This window comes from Variovorax sp. 54 (assembly GCF_002754375.1).
GTDB lineage: Bacteria > Pseudomonadota > Gammaproteobacteria > Burkholderiales > Burkholderiaceae_C > Variovorax.
The window spans coordinates 3,817,103-3,836,262 of sequence record NZ_PEFF01000001.1; the positions used below are offsets into that span (position 1 = coordinate 3,817,103).

A 19,160-nucleotide genomic window follows, 5' to 3' on the forward strand; every position below is an offset into this window, starting at 1 on the left:
CGGAAACGGAACATCACCATGAGCACCCCTCCCGACCCCTTTGCCGCCTTCGAGTCCGAGCGCACGGTCATCAAGCCCAAGCCGCGCACGCCGGGTGGAACGCCGCCCGCGCCGGCTCCCGCGCCGTTCTTCGGCGGCGCCGATCCGACGCCCGTGGCCGAGGTGGGAGAGATCGGCCTGCTCAATCCGCTGGTCTCGGCCGCGGGCAAGCTGCTGGTGCTGATCGGCAAGCTGCGCAACCTCGCGCAGCCGCCCAACGTGCCGGCGCTGCGCGCGTCCACCGCCGATGCGGTGAACCAGTTCGATGCCGCGGCGCGCCGCGCGGGCGTGGGCAACGAGTCGGTGCTGGCCGCGCGCTACGTGCTGTGCACGGCACTCGACGAGGCGGTGGCCAATACGCCCTGGGGCGTGCAGGCCGGCTGGAACAAGCAGAGCCTGCTGGTGCAGTTCCACAACGAGACCTGGGGCGGCGAAAAAGTGTTCCAGCTGCTCGCCAAGCTCGCACAAGACGTGCCCACGCACCGCCAGCTGCTCGAGCTGATCTACAGCGTGCTCGCGCTCGGCTTCGAGGGCCGTTACCGCGTGGTCGACAACGGCCGCGCGCAGCTCGATTCCGTGCGCCAGCGCCTGGCCGACCTCATCGCGAAAGACCGTCCGGCCGTCGAACCCGAGCTGTCGCCGCACTGGCGCGGCCAGGGCGCGGGCACGGTGCGGCTGCGCGAGTCGCTGCCGCTGTGGGTGTTCGCGGCCGGCTTCGCGCTGCTGCTGGCGCTCGCATGGTTCGGCCTGCGGCTCACGCTCAACCACCGCTCGGACACCACCTACGCGGCCGTGTCGAGCCTGCGCGTGCCCAACATCCAGATCGCACCGCCCGCCGCGCCGGCCAAGTCGCCGCGGCTCGCGCGTTTTCTCGAACCCGAGATCAAGCAGGGCCTGGTGACGGTGACCGACGAGGCGGACCGCAGCGTGGTGCGCCTGCGCGGCGATTCGTTCTTCGGCTCTGGCAGCGCCGAGCCGATGGCGTCTTCGCTGCCGGTGCTGCGCCGCATCGGCCAGGCGCTGGCCGAGGTGAAGGGCGAGGTGCTCATCACCGGCCACTCCGACAACCAGCCGATCCGCTCGCTGCGTTATCCGTCGAACTGGCACCTCTCGGCCGCGCGCGCCGATGCGGTGAAGGGCGCGCTGACCACGCTGGTCGACCCGGCGCGCATGCGCTCCGACGGCAAGGCTGATGCCGAGCCCGTGGCCGCCAACGACACGCCGGCCAACCGCGCGCGCAACCGCCGTGTCGACATCGTGCTGCTGACCGAACCCGAGCGCATGGCTGCTGCATCTGCTGCCGCACCCGCTGCTCCCGTTCCCGGAGCGACGAAATGATCAAGAAAATCTTCGGCTTCCTCTTCAGCCCGCTGCTGCTGACGCTGCTCGCGCTGATCGTCGTCGCACTGTTGATCTGGTGGATCGGCCCGCTGGTGAAGATCGGTTCGCTCGCGCCGCTCGAAGGCGAGATGACGCGCGCCATCGTCATCGGTGTCATCGTGCTCATCGTCGTGCTGCGCGCGCTGTACCGCCGCTGGCGCGCACGCCGCGCCAGCCAGCACCTGACCGACGGCCTCATGAAGGCGCCGGCCGCCGCCAAGACCGGTGCGCCGGTCGACGGCGAGCAGAAGATCCTCGACACGCGCTTCAGCGAAGCCGTCGCCACGCTCAAGCAGATGCGCCTGCACGCCGCCGGCAAGAAGCCGGGCTGGCGCGACTGGCTGTCGATCTCGGGCGGCAGCTATCTGTACGACCTGCCGTGGTACGTCTTCATCGGCGCACCGGGCGCGGGCAAGACCACGGCGCTCGTCAACTCGGGCCTGAGTTTTCCACTGGCCGAGAAGTTCGGCCCCGGCGCGATCCGCGGCGTGGGCGGCACGCGCAACTGCGACTGGTGGTTCACCGACGAAGCCGTGCTCATCGACACGGCCGGGCGCTACACCACGCAGGACAGCCACCAGTCGGAAGACAAGAGCGCATGGGAAGGCTTCCTGGGTCTGCTGAAGAAGGCGCGCCCGCGCCGCCCGCTCAACGGCGTGTTCCTCACGGTGAGCGTGGGCGACCTGCTGAGCCAGGGCCCCGAGGCGCGCACGCAGCTCGCGGCGTCGATTCGCGCGCGGCTGCTCGAACTCGACGGCAAGCTCACCACGCGCCTGCCGGTGTACGTGCTCGTCACCAAGAGCGACCTGCTCTACGGCTTCACCGATTATTTCGACGACCTCGGCAAGGAGCAGCGCGCGCAGGTCTTCGGCTTCACGCTGCCCGCGGACGAGAACGTGCAGCTTGAAGAGAAGGGCCTGTCGGCCGCGTTCCACCGCGAGTTCGGGCTGCTGCACAACCGCATCAACGACGGCCTCATCGCGCGCATGCAGCGCGAGACCGATGGCACGCGCCGCGCGGCGATCTTCGGCTTTCCGGCGCAGTTCGGTTCGGTCGGCCCGCTGCTCTCGGATCTGCTCGAACAGGTGTTCACCGGCTCGCGCTTTGCGCAGCCGCCGTGGGTGCGCGGCGTGTACTTCACCAGCGGCACGCAAGAGGGCAGCCCGATCGACCGCGTGATGGGCAGCCTGGCGCGCAGCTTCGGCATCGAGCGCGCCATGCTCGCGCCGCAGAAGTCGAGCGGGCGCAGCTACTTCCTCACCGCGCTGCTGCGCGAGGTGGTGTTCCCCGAGCAGCGCCTCGCGGGCGCCGACGTGAAGCTGGAGCGCCGCCGCAACACCTTGCGCCTGGCGGGCGTGGCCGCGATGACGCTGGTCACCGTCGGCCTGCTTGCGGCCTGGGGCTACAGCACCTGGCAGAACCACAACTACCTGAAGTCGGTCGAGGCCCGCGTCGAGCCCGCGCAGAAGACGCTGGCTGCGCTGCCGACGCGCGTGCAGAACCTGGTCGAGGTCGCGCCCGTGCTGCAGGGCCTGCGCGACATCTGGAAGACGCCCGACAACCGCCAGGGCGACGAGCCGCTGTCGATGACGCTGGGCCTGTACCAAGGCGACAAGCTCGACGCCGCCGCCATGCTCACGCACCAGCGCGCGCTCAACGACGCGTTTCTGCCGCAGATCGCCAAGCGCATCGAGGACCAGCTGCGCACCGCGCAGAAGGACAACCTCGAGTTCACCTACGAAGCCCTGAAGAGTTATTTGATGCTCTACCAGCCCGAGCGCTTCGACCCCGAGGCGCTCAAGGCCTGGATCACGCTCGACTGGGCGCGCAACCTCGACCGCGGCATTCCCGAAGACCAGCGCAAGGCGCTCGAAGACCAGCTCGACGTGCTCATCGCCCAGGGCCCGCCGCGCTCGCCGCTGAAGATGGACGAGAACCTGGTGCGCAGCGTGCGCGCCGTTCTCGCGAGCTACCCGCTGGAGCAGCGCGTGTTCAGCCGCCTCAAGCGCCAGCGCGCCACCAAGGACATCCCGGGCTTCAGCGTCGCACAAGCCACCGGCCCGTCGGGCCCGCTGGTGTTCGAGCGCATCAGCGGCAAGCCGCTGAGCGAGGGCGTGCCGGGCATGTTTACCTACGACGGGTACCACAAGCGCTTCCAGAACGAGGTCGTCGTGCTCACCGGTCTGCTGGCCGCCGAAGACCCGTGGGTGCTCGGGCAGGACCGCAACGCCAGCGAGCGTTTGCGCGATGCCGCGGCGCTCGGCGCGCTCACCGACCGCGTGCGTCGCCTCTACCTGGAGGAGTACGTCAAGCAGTGGGAGGCGCTGCTGGCCGACGTGCGGTTGATCCGCGTCAGCGGCCTGGAGAAGAACATCGAGACCGCGCGCATCCTGTCGGGCGTCGATTCGCCGCTCGCAAACTTTTTGCGTGCGGTGGTCAAGCAGACCACGCTGATCCCCGCGGCCGATGCCAACAAGGACGTGGTCAGCAAGGCCACCGAGACCGTGCGCAACACGCGCAAGGGTCTGGAAGACCTGTTCGGCAGCGACCCCGGAAAACAAGTGGCGCCGGGCAAGCGCATCGAGAGCATCGTGGACGATCGCTTTGAATCGCTGCGCCGTCTTGTCACCGCGGGCGGACCGAACCAGCCCGCACCGATCGACGATGCGCTCAAGCTGTTCAACGAGGTCTACGTGTACCTCAACGCCGTCGACACCGCCGTGAAGGGCCGCACCTCGCCGCCGCCCGGTGACGTGGCCGGCAAGCTCAAGTCGGACGCGGGCCGTCTGCCCGAGCCGGTGCGCAGCATGATCGAGAACCTGAGCCAGACCGGCGCCACCCAGGCGCAGGTGGCCGAGCGCGGCAACCTGAGCCAGGACCTGCGCCCCGTGACCGAGTTCTGCAACCGCGCCATCGCGGGCCGTTACCCGTTCGTGCAAAGCAGCAAGCGCGACGTGCTGCCCGAAGACTTCGGCCAGATGTTCGGCGCCGGCGGCCTGATGGACGACTTCTTCCAGAAGCGCCTGGCCGCGCTGGTCGACACCAGCACCCGGCCGTGGCGCTACAAGCCCGTGGCCGAGCGCGGCGCCGTCACCACGCAGGCGCTGGCGCAGTTCGAACGCGCGGCGCGCATCAAGGACATCTTCTTCCGCGGCGGTGGACGCGGGCCGTCGATGCGGCTGGACTTCAAGCCGGTGGAGATGGACGCAGGCATCACGCAGTTCATCCTCGACGTGGACGGGCAGCTTGTGAAGTACGCGCATGGGCCGGTGGTGCCGATGGCGGTGCAGTGGCCGGGGCCGAAGGGGAGCAATCAGGTGCGCGTTCAAGTGAGTCCGCCGTCGACCACCGGGAGTTCGGGGTCGGCGATGGATGGGCCTTGGGCTTTGTTCCGCACGCTGGACGATGGGCAACTCGAAGCGGGGGATGCGCCGGAGAAGTTCTTCATCACGTTCCAGGTGGGGGCGCGGAAGACGCGGTTCGAGGTGACGACGAACAGCGTGCAGCATCCGATTCGGTTGAAGGAGTTGCGGGAGTTTTCTTGTCCGGAGGGGTTGTGAGCTTGGCCTCTTCTTCTTCGCTCTTCGTTTCTGACGAACTTCCTGGCTGGTTCGGGAAGTTGCCGGGGATGGGGGACTTTGCGCATCGGCGGTTGCCGGAGTCGTTTCGCTCTGTCTGGGACCCGTGGTTGCAGCGCGGGCTGGCTCGGTTGCGGGATCGGCATGCGGATTGGACTGCTCACTACCTGGAGGCGCCTGTGTGGTGCTTTGCGCTGGGGGCGCAGGTGGTGGGGGAACGGGCGTGGATGGGGGTGCTGATGCCTTCGGTGGATGGGGTGGGGCGGTACTTTCCGTTCACTCTGGCTGTTGAGTTGGATGAAGGCGTTGCTTCTGGTGTTCTGAGTGGGGAGGCGCTTGCTGTTGCATTGCGGTGGTGGGCGTTGGGGACGCTGGCCGTGTTGGAAGGGCTTGAGGGTGATTTGGATGCGCTGCGGTTTGATGCGGCGCTCGGGCGGCTGTTCGTTAGTGCTGCTGATGAGCCTTCCGTTGACGATCGGTCGCTTGAATTGCCGCTGGCGGGGGGCTCGCTTTGGATGGAGACGCCTGGCTTGGAAGGCGGGGTTCGGATGTTGGCTACGGGGTTGCCTCGGGATGTGCAGTTCGACGCTTTGTTTCTTGGGGGTGGGGAATGAGAGCGGGGCTTTCTTTTGCTTTCCGAGGCCGGGTCTCGCCCCGGCGGGCGACTCACTTTCTTTTGCTTCGCCAAAAGAAAGTAAGCAAAGAAAAGGCGACCCCACTGTCTGCGACCCTTCGCTTCGCTGCGGGCAACCTGCGGTGCTCACGTTTCGCGGGGTCTCGCAGAACTCGCTTCGCTCAAACAGCTGCGAGCCCTGATCCGCGAAACGCTCCGCTCCTCGGCGCAGCCAGAGGGGATTTGGATACCGGGCGGGCCTTCGCTTCGCTCGGCTTGGGATCGGGCCTTCGCTTCGCTCGGCGGGGGACTTGCTCCCTCTCCCCTTGGGGAGAGGGTGGGGGTGAGGGCATCGGCCTTCATGCGCGCGAGGCGGTGTTTCTGTGCCGCGGACCCTCACCCCCACCCTCTCCCCAAGGGGAGAGGGAGCAATGCAAGCCGAGCGAAGCGAAGGCTCGTGAGGTGTTCAGGTGCCGAGCAAAGCGATGGCCCGTCGGTATCCCAACCCCTTCTGTATGCGCCGAGGAGCGCAGCGTTTCGCGGATCAGGGCTCGCAGCTGTTTGAGCGAAGCGAGTTTGGGCGAGACCCCGCGAAACGTGAGCACCGCAGGTTGCCCGCAGCGAAGCGCAGGGACGCAGACAGCAGGGTCGCCTTTCTTTTGCCTACGTTTCTTTGGCGAAGCAAAGAAAAGTAGGTCGGCCGCCGGGCCGAGACCCGGCCTCGGGAAGCAACCCCCCAACGCAGTTCAAAGAACAGGAGCCAGTCGATGACCGACTCCAACACAGCCCCCCCGGAAGACGACCGCACCCGAGTCGTCTCCCGCCCCGTGCCCCTCACAGGCAACAGTGACAACGCAAGCACCGACACAGGCGCCACAGTCATCACAGCCAGCGGCTTCACCACAGCCTCAACCCCCCCCGTCACCAGCCCCGCCACGGGCAACACCCACGACGCAGGCCTCCTCCCCGTAGGCAGCCGCCTCGCCGAATTCGAAGTCACCCGTGTAGTCGGCCAGGGCGGCTTCGGCGTCGTCTACGAAGCCTGGGACCACACGCTAGAGCGCGTAGTAGCCATCAAGGAATACCTCCCCACCTCGCTCTCCACAAGACAGCAAGACGGCACCGTAGTCCCTTTGTCAGAAAGACACAGAGAAACCTTCGACCTGGGCATGCGCAGCTTCATCAACGAAGCCCGCCTCCTCGCCCAGTTCGACCACCCGTCCCTCCTCAAGGTCTACCGCTTCTGGCAAGAAAAGGGCACGACCTACATGGTCATGCCCTTCTACAAGGGCGACACCTTGCGAGAGGCACTCGTAGCGATCCCGGCAGGCGTCGACGAAGCCTGGCTCACCCGCATCATGGACGGCGTCACGCAAGCCCTCGCGGTGATGCACAACGCCAACTGCTACCACCGCGACATCGCCCCCGACAACATCATCCTGCTCGAAGGCTCCGGCCGCCCCGTGGTGCTCGACTTCGGCGCCGCGCGCCGCGTGATCACCGACAAGACGCAGGCGATCACCGTCATCCTCAAGCCCGGCTACGCCCCCATCGAGCAGTACGCCGAGATGCCCGACATGTCGCAGGGCGCATGGACCGACGTCTACGCGCTCGCCGCCGTGATGCACGTCGCGGTGTGCGGTCGTGCGCCGCCGCCGTCGGTGGCGCGGCTGCTGTCCGACAGCTACGTGCCGCTCGCAGGCAACGACATCCTGCGCCAGCGCTACAGCGACCGGCTGCTCGCCGCGATCGATGCCGGCCTGGGCGTGCGGCCCGAAGCACGGCCGCAGTCGATGGCCGAACTGCGCGCAGCGTTGGGCTTGGAAGTCGGCCACAGCATCGCGCCCACGCCACGCACCGTGCCACCGTCGGGCGCACGAAGCAGTCAGTCGGGTGCCGATGCGCCGACCGTCATTGGCACGGCCCACATGCCGAAGCCCATCGCTGCCAAGGCACCTGTCTCCAATAACAAGGGTGGCAGCAACAAGGCCGTCCTCGGCGCCGTCGCCGCCGCCGTGCTGGTCGTCGCAGCGGGCGGCGGATGGTGGTTCCTCGGCCGCTCGGGCGGCGAAGGCGATGCGGGCAAGACGGCGCAAACCGCCACCCCCGCACCACCCCCCGACACCCCCACCCAGGTCGCCGAGGCCCCACCGCCGCCTCCACCCCCGCCGCCTCCCAAGCCGCGCACCCCCATCGAATCGCTGCAATCCCTCGCCGCCGGCGCCGCCCCGGGCTTCGAGGTCACGGCCACGCCGAAGAAGGCCGAGGTCGCGATCGGCAAGGACAAGCTGGCCTTCGAGGTGCGCAGCAAGCGCGACGGTTTCGTCTACGTGTTCCTGCTGTCCAGCGGCGGCGAGATGTTCCTGCTGTTCCCGAACCTGCTCGACAAGTACAACAAGATCACCGCCAACGCCGCACTCGCGCTGCCGCGCGCCTCCTGGCCGATGGACGCCGGCGGGCCGGCCGGCACCAACCAGTTCGCGGTGCTCGTGAGTGAGCACGAGCGCGATTTCAGCGACTCCGGCGTGCAGAACGAGGGCGTGTTTCCGCAGTTCCCGCTGCCAGTGCTCTCGGCGCTTGAAGCCACGCGCAGCGGCGGGCCGTCGCCGCTGCTGGGCAAACCGGTGTGCGCGCCAGGCGCCACGCCGTGCAACGACGTCTATGGCGTCGCGAATTTCAAAATCGTCGAGAAGTAATCGTCTGTAGAGCGTCGGCCGCTTTCGGCCCCCATTCCACGATCACGACCAGGAGACTTTCATGCACACGTCACCGTCGCCGCACTTCGCGCTTCCCCTCTGCCGAACGGCCGCCGTGGTCGCGCTGGCACTGCTGGCCGCCTGCGCCAACACGCCACCGACCGCCGGGGGCACGGCCGCCACCACGCCCACCCCGACCGACTCCGCGACCGCAGCGGCACGCCCCACCGGCGGCAGCGTGGCCGGGCAGGCGCGCACTTTCTCGACCCAGCTCGCCACCTACACCTCGGTCGGCTTCGATGCCGTGCCGGGCTGGGCGCGCGACGACTTCTCGGAAAGCTGGCCGGCGTTTCTCGGCAGCTGCAAGGTGCTCAACGGCCGCGGGGCCGAGTGGAAGGACGTGTGCGACCGCGCACTGAAGGTCGACGGCAAGAGCACGCAGGCGATTCGCGGCTTCTTTGAAAGCGAGTTCTCGGCGTATCAGATCCGCGACGACGACCGCAAGCCCGACGGCGTGGTCACCGGTTACTTCGAGCCCGAAATCGCGGGCAGCCGCACCTACGTTGCGCCGTTCATCTACCCGGTCTACGGCCAGCCCGAGGACATGCTGTTCGTCGATGCGCGCAAGCTCCCGGCCGGCAGCGGCACGGTGGCCGCGAAGATCGAGGGCCGCAACGTGATCGTGCAGACCGGCCTGAACACGCGCGACATGGGCGCACCGGGCCTCTACGCGCTCGACCTCTCGGCCATCACCCGCGACACGCTCGACCGCAAGGTGCGCCTGCGCATCGACGGCAAGCGCCTGCTGCCGTACTACACGCGCGAAGAGATCGAGACCAAGGGCGCGCCCAACGCCAAGGTGCTGGCCTTCGTGAGCAGCGCCACCGCGCTGTACGAGATGCAGATCCAGGGCTCGGGCCGCATCAAGCTGCCCAGCGGCGAGATCGTGCGCGTGGCGTATGCCGAGCAGAACGGCCAGCCTTTCCGCCCGACCATCGCGCAGGCCGCCAACGGCAAGCCGCGCAGCGCGGTCAAGGTGCGCGGCGGTTCGCTCGAGCTGACGCTGGACGACGGCGACGACGAAGACACGGGCGCCATCGACAACAGCGTGATCCGCACGCGCGGCTTCACGCTGGCGCGGCCCACGGCCAGCGGCGCGGTGGTGGTGCCGGGTCGTCGCACGGCCGGCGCGGTGGCCGGCTCCGGCATCAAGGACCCGAGCTACGTGTTCTTCAAGGAATCGACCTCGCCCGCGGGCGGTCCGGTGGGCGCCTTCGGCGTGCCGCTGTCGGCCGGCCGCTCGATCGCGGTCGATCCGCGCAGCACGCCGCTGGGCTACCCGGTGTTCGTGTCGACGCGCACGCCCGGCAGCGGCGCGCCCATGCAGCGCCTGACCATCGCGCAGGACACCGGCGGTGCCATCCGCGGCGCGGTGCGGGCCGACTATTTCTTCGGCAACGGCCAGCAGGCCGCCACCAACGCGCGCCGCATGAAGGAACGCGGGCAACTGTGGATTCTTCTGCCGCGCGGCCTGGCCGTGGCGCAGGCCGCGGTGTCGGGTGCGATCCGCACGCGCGGTGGTCCGGCGGGCGCCAACCTGCCGCAATGCCTGGTGCCGTCCGAGGGCGTTTGCGTCGACGACTGACCTCACTTCTCTCGAACCCCTTGGCCCTTCATGCAGGAAACCCTCTCGTCCGCGGAAAGCTCTGAACTCGTCCGCCTTTGGCGGCGACGGCAGACGCTGTCCTCGGACGACATGGGCACCATGTACCGCATCGTGGGCGATGCGCTCGTGGCCTGCAATCCGCCCGAGCTGCAGGTGCTGGGCGAGGGGCGGCAGGAGCTGGTGGCGCAGTTCATCTACGTGAAGGTGCTGCGGCTCGACGCCGACCCCGACGAGTCGGAAGAGCGCGCCGGCCACAGCGCGCCTTCCACCGCCTTCGCGCTGTGCGCGTACTTCCGCCGCTACCTCATCGATTGCACGCGCGCCAGCTCGTTTCGCCGCAAGGTCTCCATCGGCGACCAGATCACCGAGGCCCAGCTCGAAGACGAACTCGGTCCCGGCGAAGACCTCGAGGGCTGCCTGGCCGAGCACGGCCTCAGCGCGCAGGCTGTGCAGCTGGCGGCGCGCGCTTTCATTGCCGGGCTTCCCGAGCCCGAGCGCATCCTGCTGTGCGAGGGCTTCGGGCAGGAGGCCGAGGGCGGGCTGTCGGGTGTGGCTTCGCGCCACGCCATCGCCTCGTACCACTACCGCGCCGGCCGGCTGGGCCTCGTGCACAAGCGCGAAGGGCTGGGCGCCGGCTATGCGCAAACCCGCATCGGCAGCTGGATCGGCCAGACCCTGGGCATCGCCATCGAGGCCGACAACATGGCGGCGATCCTGCAGGTTTTCAAAATCCTCGGGGCTGAAGCGTCTTATGTCTGAAGACATAGCCATTCAGGAACAGACGCCATGACCACCGACCTCTGGCCCCCGCTCAGCGTGATCCGCCATGCGTTCGAAACCGGCGCGCCGGCGGGAGACGCGCCACCAGGCGCTGCACCCGTTGCGATGCCGCACAGCAGCAGCGCGGGCGCGGGCACGCCCATCGTGTCGGACCTGCTGCTCCCTTTGACCGAATTGGCCCGGCGCCGCGAGGCTGTCGCCCGGCGCGCCTTCACTGCGCGTTGGGCGCCGGGCCGCCTCGTGAGCGTGGTGCACGACGGGCGCCTGCTCGGCGTGCTGCTCGACCGCTGCATCCACGGTGACCTCTGGCAAGGCTGGATGGCCGCCGGCGAGCCCGACTGGGCCTCCGACTTCGACGTTTTGCTGGAGCCCGACGACGAGCCCTTCGAGCCGATGTTCGGTGTGATTCAGGCGTGGAACGTGCTCACGCTCGAGCCCAGCCCGCAGCTGGCCGCGCGCGTGCTCGGCGAGGTGTCGGCCACGCGGCTCGCCGCGATCCGCGCGGTGCACGACGAATGGGCCGCGCACGCGGTGCCCGTCATTTCACCGGAGCCGGGGCGCATTGCGCTGCGGGCCGTGGGTGGGGCGTTCTCGGTGCTGTCAGGCACACCGCTCGGGCCGCAGGACCCGCGTGTTGATTACCAGGCGCTGTACCGCGATGCGGGTTTGCAACTGGGTCGTGCGCTGGCTTCACCGCAGGAAGAAACGCCCACCGCACCGACGCCATCGCCCGCCCGGCCGCTGCCGCGGCCCGAGGACGGCTGGTGGGGCAGCATCCGCCGCTGGTTCGGCGCCGAAGGCTGGGCGCGCCCGGCCTTTGCGGCGGTGGCGCTGTTCGCGGTGATCCAGAACGTCGGGCTCATCGGCGGGCGCAGCACCACCGAAGACGACGACGTGCGCTTTCGCTCGGTGCCTGCCGCGCCGGTCGCGGCGCAGGCGAACCTGGTCGTGCGCTGGAAAGACGGTGTGCGCATCGACGAAGCCGATCGCCTGCTGCGCACGATGTCGGCGGAAGTGGTCGGCGGGCCGGGTGCCAGTGGCGTGTGGCGGTTGCGCGTGGCCGACCCGGTCGGTGCTTTGTCGGTGCTCGCGTCGTCGCCCTTGGTTGCGTCGGCCGGGCCGGCGTCGGAACAGCCATGACCCGCGCCGCGCGGCTTCCCTCTTTCTCCCTCCCCTTCCGGGGGAGGGCAGGGGTGGGGGCAAGCGGCGCATCCATCGGGCGCTCTGCGCGCCCCCATCCCAGCCTTCCCCCGGAAGGGGAAGGAGCGATGCGGGTGCATCCGTCTTTTCCCCTCTCCCCAAGGGGAGAGGGAGCAACGCAGCGACACTTCCTGCAAGCGTTGCTGATGGTGTTGCTGCTTGCATGCGGCAGCACCTCCCTCGCCGCACAGCGCGCCTTGCTCGTCGGCGTCTCCGAACTCGTCAACCAGCCCCAGGCCCTGTGGCTGCAGGCGCCGCGCAACGATGTGATGCTCATGCGCGATGCCTTGCTCAAGCAGGGCTTCGCAGCCACCGACATCGCCGTGCTCGCCGACGGCGTGAGCGGTGCCGCGCTGCCCGAGGCCCAAGCCATCCACGCCGCACTCGGCCGCCTGCTCGCACAGTCGAAGAGCGGCGACTTCGTGCTGCTGTACTTCTCCGGCCACGGCACGCGCTGGCGCGACACCACCAAGCGCTACCAGGAGCCCGACGGCCTGGCCGAGAACTTCCTGGCGCGCGACGTGCGCGGTGCCATCGGGGCCGACAGCGCCCTCGCAGGCGGCGTGCGCGATGTCGACTTCGACGCCTGGGTGCAGGCCTTCCTCGCACGCGACGTGTTCGTGTGGTCGGTGTTCGACACCTGCGCCGCCACGTCGATGACGCGTGGCGCCGCAGCCGCCGCCGTGCCCGCCACCGCCGAAGGCCCGCCCGACGACGAGGTGCGCTGGCGCGGCCTGCGCGCCGCGCAGTTGCGCGCCGGCCCGCCACCCGCCGCGGCGTCGCTCACGACACCGCCCGCCGCCGCCCGCGTGGCGCGCGCCCGCTATGTCGCCTTCTACGCCTCCGAAAGCCACCAGATCACGCCCGAGCTGCGCCTGCCGCGCCAGAGCCGTGCGGCGCGCCCGCAGGGCCTGCTGACCTGGGCCGTGGCCGGCGCGCTGGAACGCAAGCCCGCCACCTGGCGCGAGCTGTTCGACGGCGTGCTCGCGCTCTATCCGCCGGTGATCGATGAACTGGCCCAGCGCTTCCCCACGCGCGAGCTGCCGTCGCCGGTGGCCGAAGGCAACCTCGACGGCCGGCTCTTCGCCAACAGCGTGGCCGCGGCCTCGACCCAGCCGGTCTGGCGCGCGCAGCGCAGCGGCGACATGCTCACCGTGCCCGCCGGCCAGATCGACGGCCTGCAGCCGCGCCAGGCGCTGCGCGTGAGCGCCACGCGCGAGGACGGCACCGTGCGCAGCGCGCAGGCCACGCTGGCGCAGGCTGAATTCGACAGCGCGCGCCTGCCGGTGCCCGAGGCGCTGCGGGCCCTGTCGGGCGCCGCGAGCTGGAGCGTCTCGCCGCTCGCGCCCCCGCCCGCGATCGCGCTGCGCGTGCGCAGCGACAACGGCCAGCCGCCGCCGCGCCTGAACCTCGACTACCCGGCCTCGGTGCTCGCGGCCGACACAGACAGCACCGCCGACGTGCGCTGGACCGACCTGGGCAGCGGCGGCCAGCGCCTCGAGCTGCTCATGCCCTCGCTCGGCGGCAACACGGCGGGTCGTACCGAGCTGCTGCCCGACAGCGCCGCCGTGCAGCGGCGCCTCGAAGCGCTGGCGCGGCTCAAGTGGTGGAACCAGCTGCAGGCATTGGGTGCGGGCGCTGACGACACACCGCTCGACGGCTTCGACGCTGTGCTCGAAATCTGGAACGGCGACCGGCTGGTGCGCAGCGAGCCCGCGCGCCGCGCCGCAGGCCCGGCGCTGGCGCTGCGCCCCGGTGAGCGCGCGGCGCTGCAGGTGCGCAACACCAGCGGCCATTCGGTCGACCTCGTGGTGGCCGGGATCGATGCGCAGGGCGGCCTGCGCGCCGTGTACCCCGACGACCCCGGCGACAGCAACCGCTTCGAGCGCGGCACGCGCGAGACGCCCGCCGCCAAGCGCTTCGATCTGCCGTGGTTCGCCGGCGCCGGTGCGCGCCTGTATGTCTTTGCCATGCCCGCCACGCCGCAGAGCGCACCGCGCCTGTTCGGCTCGGGCGTTGCCGAATCGCCGATGGCCGAGCTGCGACTGCGCGGTCAGCCCAATCCTCAGAAGCGGCCGTTGTTCGTCGCCATGGTGTCCTGGTCGGCCGGGGACGCGCCCGTGCGCTGATGACCGGAATTTTTTCTCAAGGAGATTGCAATGAGTCTGTCCGCTGAAGGCATCCTGGACCCCGACGAGCTGCTGCGCATGCTCGACCTGCTCGCGGGCGAGACCGCCAACGACTTCATGATGTCGATCGACAGCCGCGGCACCAAGGTCAAGGGCGAGTCGGAGCGCGGCATCGAGTTCATCGACATCGGCGGCTACTGCCACCAGATGGAAGTGGCTGCGCCGCCCGGTTCCACCAAGGGCAAGGTGCGCATCTTCCCGCTGGTGGTGGTGCGCGAGTGCGACGCCACCACCGCCTCCATCTCGAGCCTGCTCGCGAGCCAGGAAGACAAGCTCGAGGTGTCGATCTTCGTCTACCGCGCCAGCGGCGACCACATGGTGTCCGACCCGTTCCTCGAGATCGTGCTGACCGACGCGCGCGTGGTCAGCCAGGCCATCCTCACCGGCGGCCGTCCGCGCCAGCCGCGCGAGGTCACGGTGTTCGCGGGCCGCAAGGTCGAGATCAAGTCGGCCGCGCAGCAGCACTCCGGCCTGCGCGGCGCGGTGCGCACCGCCACCATCACCGCCACCCAGTGACGACTTTTCTGGAGCCCTCACCATGACCACCGCCTCCGCCGCGCTGCTCCAGTCCGCCGACCCGGTCGGCGCCCTCCAGGCCCTGAGCGACGAGGTGCGCGCCAAGCCCGCCGACGCCAAGCTGCGCGTCTTCATGGCGCAGCTGCTGTGCGTGCTCGGGCAGTGGGAGCGTGCGCTCAACCAGCTCACCGTCGCGGCCGAGCTCGACGCGCTCGCCGTTCCCATGAAGCAGGTGTACGGCGACGCCGTGCGCTGCGAAGGCCTGCGCGCCGAGGTGTTTGCCGGCACGCGCACGCCGATGATCTTCGGCCAGCCCGACGAATGGCTGGCACTGCTCATCGAATCGCTGCTGCGGCAAGGCCGCGGCGAGAGCGAGCTGGCCGAAGACCTGCGCCAGCGTGCCTTCGACGGCGCACCCGCCATCGCGGGCACCATCGCGGGCACCATCGCGGGCACCATCGCGGGCACCATCGACGGTGCGCCCTTCGAGTGGCTGGCCGACGCCGACATGCGCCTGGGCCCGGTGCTCGAGGCCTTCGTCAACGGCAAGTACTACTGGATTCCCTACGCGCGCCTCGCGCACATCAAGATCGAGCCGCCCGAAGACCTGCGCGACTGCGTCTGGATGCCCGCGCACCTGCAGTTCGAGAACGGCGGCGAAACGCTGGCGCTCATTCCCACGCGCTACGAAGGCACCGAGGCGCAAGAAGACGGCGCGCTGCGCCTGGCGCGCAAGACCGACTGGCGCGAGCTGCGCCCCGAGGTCTGGGCCGGCTACGGCCAGCGCGTGCTCGGCAGCGATGCCGGCGAGTACGCGCTGATGGACGTGCGCGAGATCCTCTTCACGCCCGCCGCCACCGAAGGTGGTGAAGAAGGCAGCGGCGGTGGCTGATGCCAACGCGCCGGCCGCGCAGGAGCGGCTGCAGCCCTCGCTGCTCGACCGGCTCGTCGACCACGCGCCCGACGAAAAGCGCGAGGGCGACGACAAGCGCACGCTGACCAAGCAGGCGCTGCGCCAGGCCGTGCTGCGCGACCTGAGCTGGCTGTTCAATGCCACCGGATTCGGCCTGCAGATGGACGACCGCCAGTACCCCAACGCCGCGCGCTCCGTCATCAATTACGGATTGCCTATGCTGTCTGGCCAGTTCACCTCGTCGGTGCAGCGTGTCAGCATGGAACAGGCTTTGAAGAACGCAATCCTGCAGTTCGAGCCACGCATCCTGTCCCGCACTCTCGAAGTGGAACTCGTCATGGAAGGCTCGGCATTGGACTCCCACAACAGCATCGGCCTGCAGATCCGCGGCATGCTCTGGGCGCAACCCGTGCCGCTGGAGTTCCTGATGCGCAGCCGCGTTGATCTGGAAGAAGGCCGCATCGAGATTCAGGACGTTTCGCAACGATCATGAGCCCCCCGGCTTTTCACTGCGCTGCGCTGCGTGTAATTCGCCACCCCCGAGGGGGAGGCGCGGCCTGCCTTGGGGCGGCCCGGCGGCAGCCGCACCGAGATAAGTCCCCCCGCATGGACCCCCGGCTCCTCACCCTGTATGAACAGGAACTGCGCTACTTCCGCGAGAGCGCCTCGGAGTTCGCGCGCGCCTTTCCGAAGATCGCGCACCGCCTGGGCATTGAGGGGCAGGAGGTCGCCGACCCGTATGTGGAGCGGCTGATCGAAGCCACGGCCTTTCTGTCGGCGCGCGTCAACCTCAAGCTCGATGCCGAGTACCCGCGCTTCACCGGGCACCTGCTCGACATCGTCTACCCGAACTTCTTGGCGCCCACGCCCGCGATGGCCGTGGTGAGCTTTGCGGCGGACCCCGACGACGCCAACCTGGCCCTCGGCCCCACGCTGCCGCGCGGCAGCGGCCTGCGCGCGCGCCAGGCCGTGGGCCAGAACACGCACTGCGAGTTCCGCACCGCGAGCGCGCTGCGCCTGTGGCCCATCGAAGTGCAGCGTGCGCAGTACTTCACCTACGCGCCCGACCTGCCGTTGGGCACGCACCCGCAGGCGCGCAGCATCCGCGGCGGCCTGCGCATCGGCCTGCGCGCCACGGCGGGGCTGACCTTCAGCCAGCTTGCGCTCGACGACCTGGTGCTGCACTTCGGCGGCAGCGACGACGTGGCCTGGCAGCTGCACGAATGCGCGCTCGGCCAGCCCGTGGGCGTGATGGTGCGCCCGCTCGCGCCCTCGGGCGCGCTGCAGGGCGAGGCGCGCAGCCTGCCGCCGTCGGCGATCCAGGCGGTGGGCTTCGAGGACGACGAGGCGCTGCTGCCCGTTACCGCCACCGGCTTCTCGGGCTTCCGGCTGCTGCAGGAGTACTTCGCCTTTGCGCCGCGCTTCCAGTTCGCGCGCATCGCGGGCCTGCAGCCGCTGCTCGCCACCATGCCCGTCACCGACATCGAGATCGTGCTGCTGTTCTCGCGCGGCGATGCGGCGCTCGAAAAACTGGTCGGCACCGACAACGTGCAGCTGCACTGCGTGCCCGCCGTCAACCTGTTCAGCCGGCGCCTCGACCGCGTGCCGCTCACCGAAGGCGTGAGCCAGTTCCACCTGCTGCCCGACCGCACACGCCCGCAAGACTTCGAGGTGCACACCGTCACCGAGGTCATCGGCCACGGCGCGCCGGGCACCGACAGCGCGGCGACCGAACAGGTGTTCCGCCCGTTCTACTCGGCCTTCCACGGCGCACGCCACAGCCACCCGGCGTATTTCACGACCACGCGCGAGCCGCGCATGCTGTCGGTGCGCCAACGCACCGAAGGGCATCGCAGCAGCCACATCGGCTCCGAGGTGTATCTGCAGATCGTCGATCCGCAGCAGGCGCCGTACCCGGCCGCGCTGCGCCAGCTCGCGGTGACGGCGCTGTGCACCAACCGCGATCTGCCGCTGCTGCTGCCGATGGGGCGCGACAACGATTTCGATTGCGTCGAGTCCTTCCCCGTGCAGCGCGTGCGCATGGTGCGCGGCCCCTCGCGCCCGGTGTCGCCGGTCGTGAGCCAGGGGCTGGGCTGGCGCGTCATCGACCACCTGGCGCTCAACTACCTGTCGCTCTCCGACAGCACGCCGGAGCAGGGCGCCGCCGCACTGCGCGAAACGCTGATGCTCTACGCCGTGCATGCCGACGAGATGCGCCAGGGCCAGGTGCGCGGGCTGCTGTCGGTCAAGAGCCAACCGGTGGCGCGCCGCCTGCCGATGAAGGGGCCTATCGCCTTCGGGCGCGGGCTCGAGGTGACGCTCGAGGTCGACAAGGACGCCTTCCACGGCCACAGCGTGTTCCTGTTCGGCGCCGTGCTCGCGCGCTACCTGTCGCGACATGTCGAGGTGAACCATTTCGTCGAGACCGTGCTGCGCCTGTCGGGCAAGGGCGAGCTGATGCGCTGGAGGCCGCTGTGCGGGACGCGCCAGATCCTGTAGCGCGCGTCAGCCCGGCGGCCCCCGATGTCGGTGCGCGTGCGCGTGTCGATGCCGCGGTGCAGGCCTGGTCGAGCGATCCCTGGGCGTACGACTACTTCGCGGTGATGCGGCGGCTGGAGTCGGTCGCGAAGACCACGCCGCGCTGGGGCCGCGCGCTGCTGCCCAGTGCCGAACCGGTGCGCGTGGGGCAGGAGCCGTCGCTCTCGTTCGCGCCCGCCAGCTTCAGCCGCTTCGAGCGCGCGACCGAGGCCTCGCCACCGCGCCTGCGCCAGCACTTCTTCGGCTACATCGGCCCCAACGGTCCGCTGCCGGTGCACCTGAGCGACTTCATCCGCGAGCGCAGCCTGAACCACGGCGACCCGACCTGGCTGGCTTTTCTCGACAGTTTTTCGCACCGCTTCTCGCTGCACTTCTACCGCGCGTGGGCGCAGGCGCGCCCCGCCGTGGCGCTCGACCGGCCGGGCGAAGACCGCTTTCGCCTGCAGATCGGTGCGCTGGTCGGCATCGGCACGCCGGGGCGCATCGGGCGCGACGAGATCCATGACGACGCGCGCCTGCACTTCTCGGGCTGGCTCGCGCGCCGCGTGCACAACGCGGAAAGCGTCGAGTCGGTGCTGTGCAGCTACTTCGGCGTGCCCGTGAGGCTGGAGCGCTGGGTCGGCCACTGGATGCGTGTGCCCCCGGACGAGGTCACGCGGCTGGGGCAGGGCGAGAGTTCGCGTTCGATGGGCATGGGCGCCATGCTCGGCACGCGCGCCTGGGACCGGCAGCACCGCGTGCGCCTGCACCTGGGGCCGCTCACGCTCGACCAGTACCGCATGTTCCTGCCCATCGGACCGGCGCGCCCTGTGCTGCAGCGCTGGATGCAGCAGCTGCTGGGCGACGAACTCGAATGGGACGCCGAGCTGGTGCTCGAAAAGGCCCAGGTGCCGCCCACCCGGCTCGGCCAGCGCGATGGCAACGCGCCGCGCCTGGGCTGGGTCTCGTGGCTCGGCACGACACCCCGCGCGCGCGACGCGGCCGACGTGCGCATTGCGCGCCGTTCGGCCCCGGCGTTTCAAACCACCCCCTCGCCAATCGTCTAGATGAGA

Annotated in this window: 13 protein-coding genes; all 13 read left to right on the forward strand. The window is 69.7% G+C overall.

Annotation, left to right across the window (positions count from 1 at the left end):
• The first annotated feature begins 18 nt into the window (after nt 1-18).
• The 13 genes from CLU95_RS17675 to tssG all read left to right on the forward strand — a co-directional run bounded on the left by CLU95_RS17675 (nt 19) and on the right by tssG (nt 19,154).
• Nucleotides 19-1,377, forward strand: a complete 1,359-nt coding sequence (locus CLU95_RS17675) for a DotU family type VI secretion system protein (protein WP_099794814.1) — start codon at nt 19-21, stop codon at nt 1,375-1,377.
• Complete coding sequence (tssM, locus tag CLU95_RS17680; protein WP_099794815.1) at nt 1,374-4,979, forward strand: type VI secretion system membrane subunit TssM; 3,606 nt, start codon at nt 1,374-1,376, stop codon at nt 4,977-4,979. Before CLU95_RS17675 ends, tssM begins: the two co-directional genes overlap by 4 nt.
• A complete protein-coding gene (gene tagF, locus CLU95_RS17685) occupies nt 4,976-5,611 on the forward strand; it encodes a type VI secretion system-associated protein TagF (protein ID WP_099794816.1) in 636 nt (211 codons plus the stop codon). The genes tssM and tagF overlap by 4 nt, the downstream gene beginning before the upstream one ends.
• A gap of 766 nt (nt 5,612-6,377) precedes the next feature.
• Complete coding sequence (locus CLU95_RS17695) at nt 6,378-8,306, forward strand: serine/threonine-protein kinase (protein WP_099794818.1); 1,929 nt, start codon at nt 6,378-6,380, stop codon at nt 8,304-8,306.
• A 61-nt stretch (nt 8,307-8,367) separates the two neighbouring features.
• Nucleotides 8,368-9,951: a murein transglycosylase A gene (mltA, locus tag CLU95_RS17700; protein WP_099794819.1), complete on the forward strand. Its 1,584-nt coding sequence runs from the start codon at nt 8,368-8,370 to the stop codon at nt 9,949-9,951.
• Between the two features lie 111 nt (nt 9,952-10,062).
• A complete protein-coding gene (locus tag CLU95_RS17705) occupies nt 10,063-10,731 on the forward strand; it encodes a hypothetical protein (RefSeq protein ID WP_257214655.1) in 669 nt (222 codons plus the stop codon).
• Nucleotides 10,732-10,758: 27 nt separating this feature from the next.
• Nucleotides 10,759-11,892 carry a hypothetical protein gene (locus CLU95_RS17710; RefSeq protein WP_099794821.1) on the forward strand — a complete coding sequence of 378 codons (1,134 nt, stop codon included), beginning with the start codon at nt 10,759-10,761 and terminating at the stop codon, nt 11,890-11,892.
• A 206-nt stretch (nt 11,893-12,098) separates the two neighbouring features.
• Entirely contained in the window at nt 12,099-14,081 is a 1,983-nt protein-coding gene (locus CLU95_RS17715) for a caspase family protein (protein WP_099794822.1), read from the forward strand.
• Nucleotides 14,082-14,111: 30 nt separating this feature from the next.
• Nucleotides 14,112-14,657 carry a type VI secretion system tube protein Hcp gene (locus CLU95_RS17720; RefSeq protein WP_099794823.1) on the forward strand — a complete coding sequence of 182 codons (546 nt, stop codon included), beginning with the start codon at nt 14,112-14,114 and terminating at the stop codon, nt 14,655-14,657.
• Between the two features lie 22 nt (nt 14,658-14,679).
• On the forward strand, nt 14,680-15,549 hold the full coding sequence (locus CLU95_RS17725; protein WP_099794824.1) for a type VI secretion system accessory protein TagJ: 870 nt from the start codon (nt 14,680-14,682) through the stop codon (nt 15,547-15,549).
• Entirely contained in the window at nt 15,542-16,063 is a 522-nt protein-coding gene (gene tssE, locus CLU95_RS17730) for a type VI secretion system baseplate subunit TssE (RefSeq protein WP_099797364.1), read from the forward strand. The genes CLU95_RS17725 and tssE overlap by 8 nt, the downstream gene beginning before the upstream one ends.
• Before the next feature lie 113 nt (nt 16,064-16,176).
• Nucleotides 16,177-18,069 carry a type VI secretion system baseplate subunit TssF gene (gene tssF / locus CLU95_RS17735; RefSeq protein ID WP_099794825.1) on the forward strand — a complete coding sequence of 631 codons (1,893 nt, stop codon included), beginning with the start codon at nt 16,177-16,179 and terminating at the stop codon, nt 18,067-18,069.
• A complete protein-coding gene (gene tssG / locus CLU95_RS17740; RefSeq protein WP_099794826.1) occupies nt 18,045-19,154 on the forward strand; it encodes a type VI secretion system baseplate subunit TssG in 1,110 nt (369 codons plus the stop codon). The genes tssF and tssG overlap by 25 nt, the downstream gene beginning before the upstream one ends.
• The last annotated feature ends 6 nt before the right edge of the window (nt 19,155-19,160 follow it).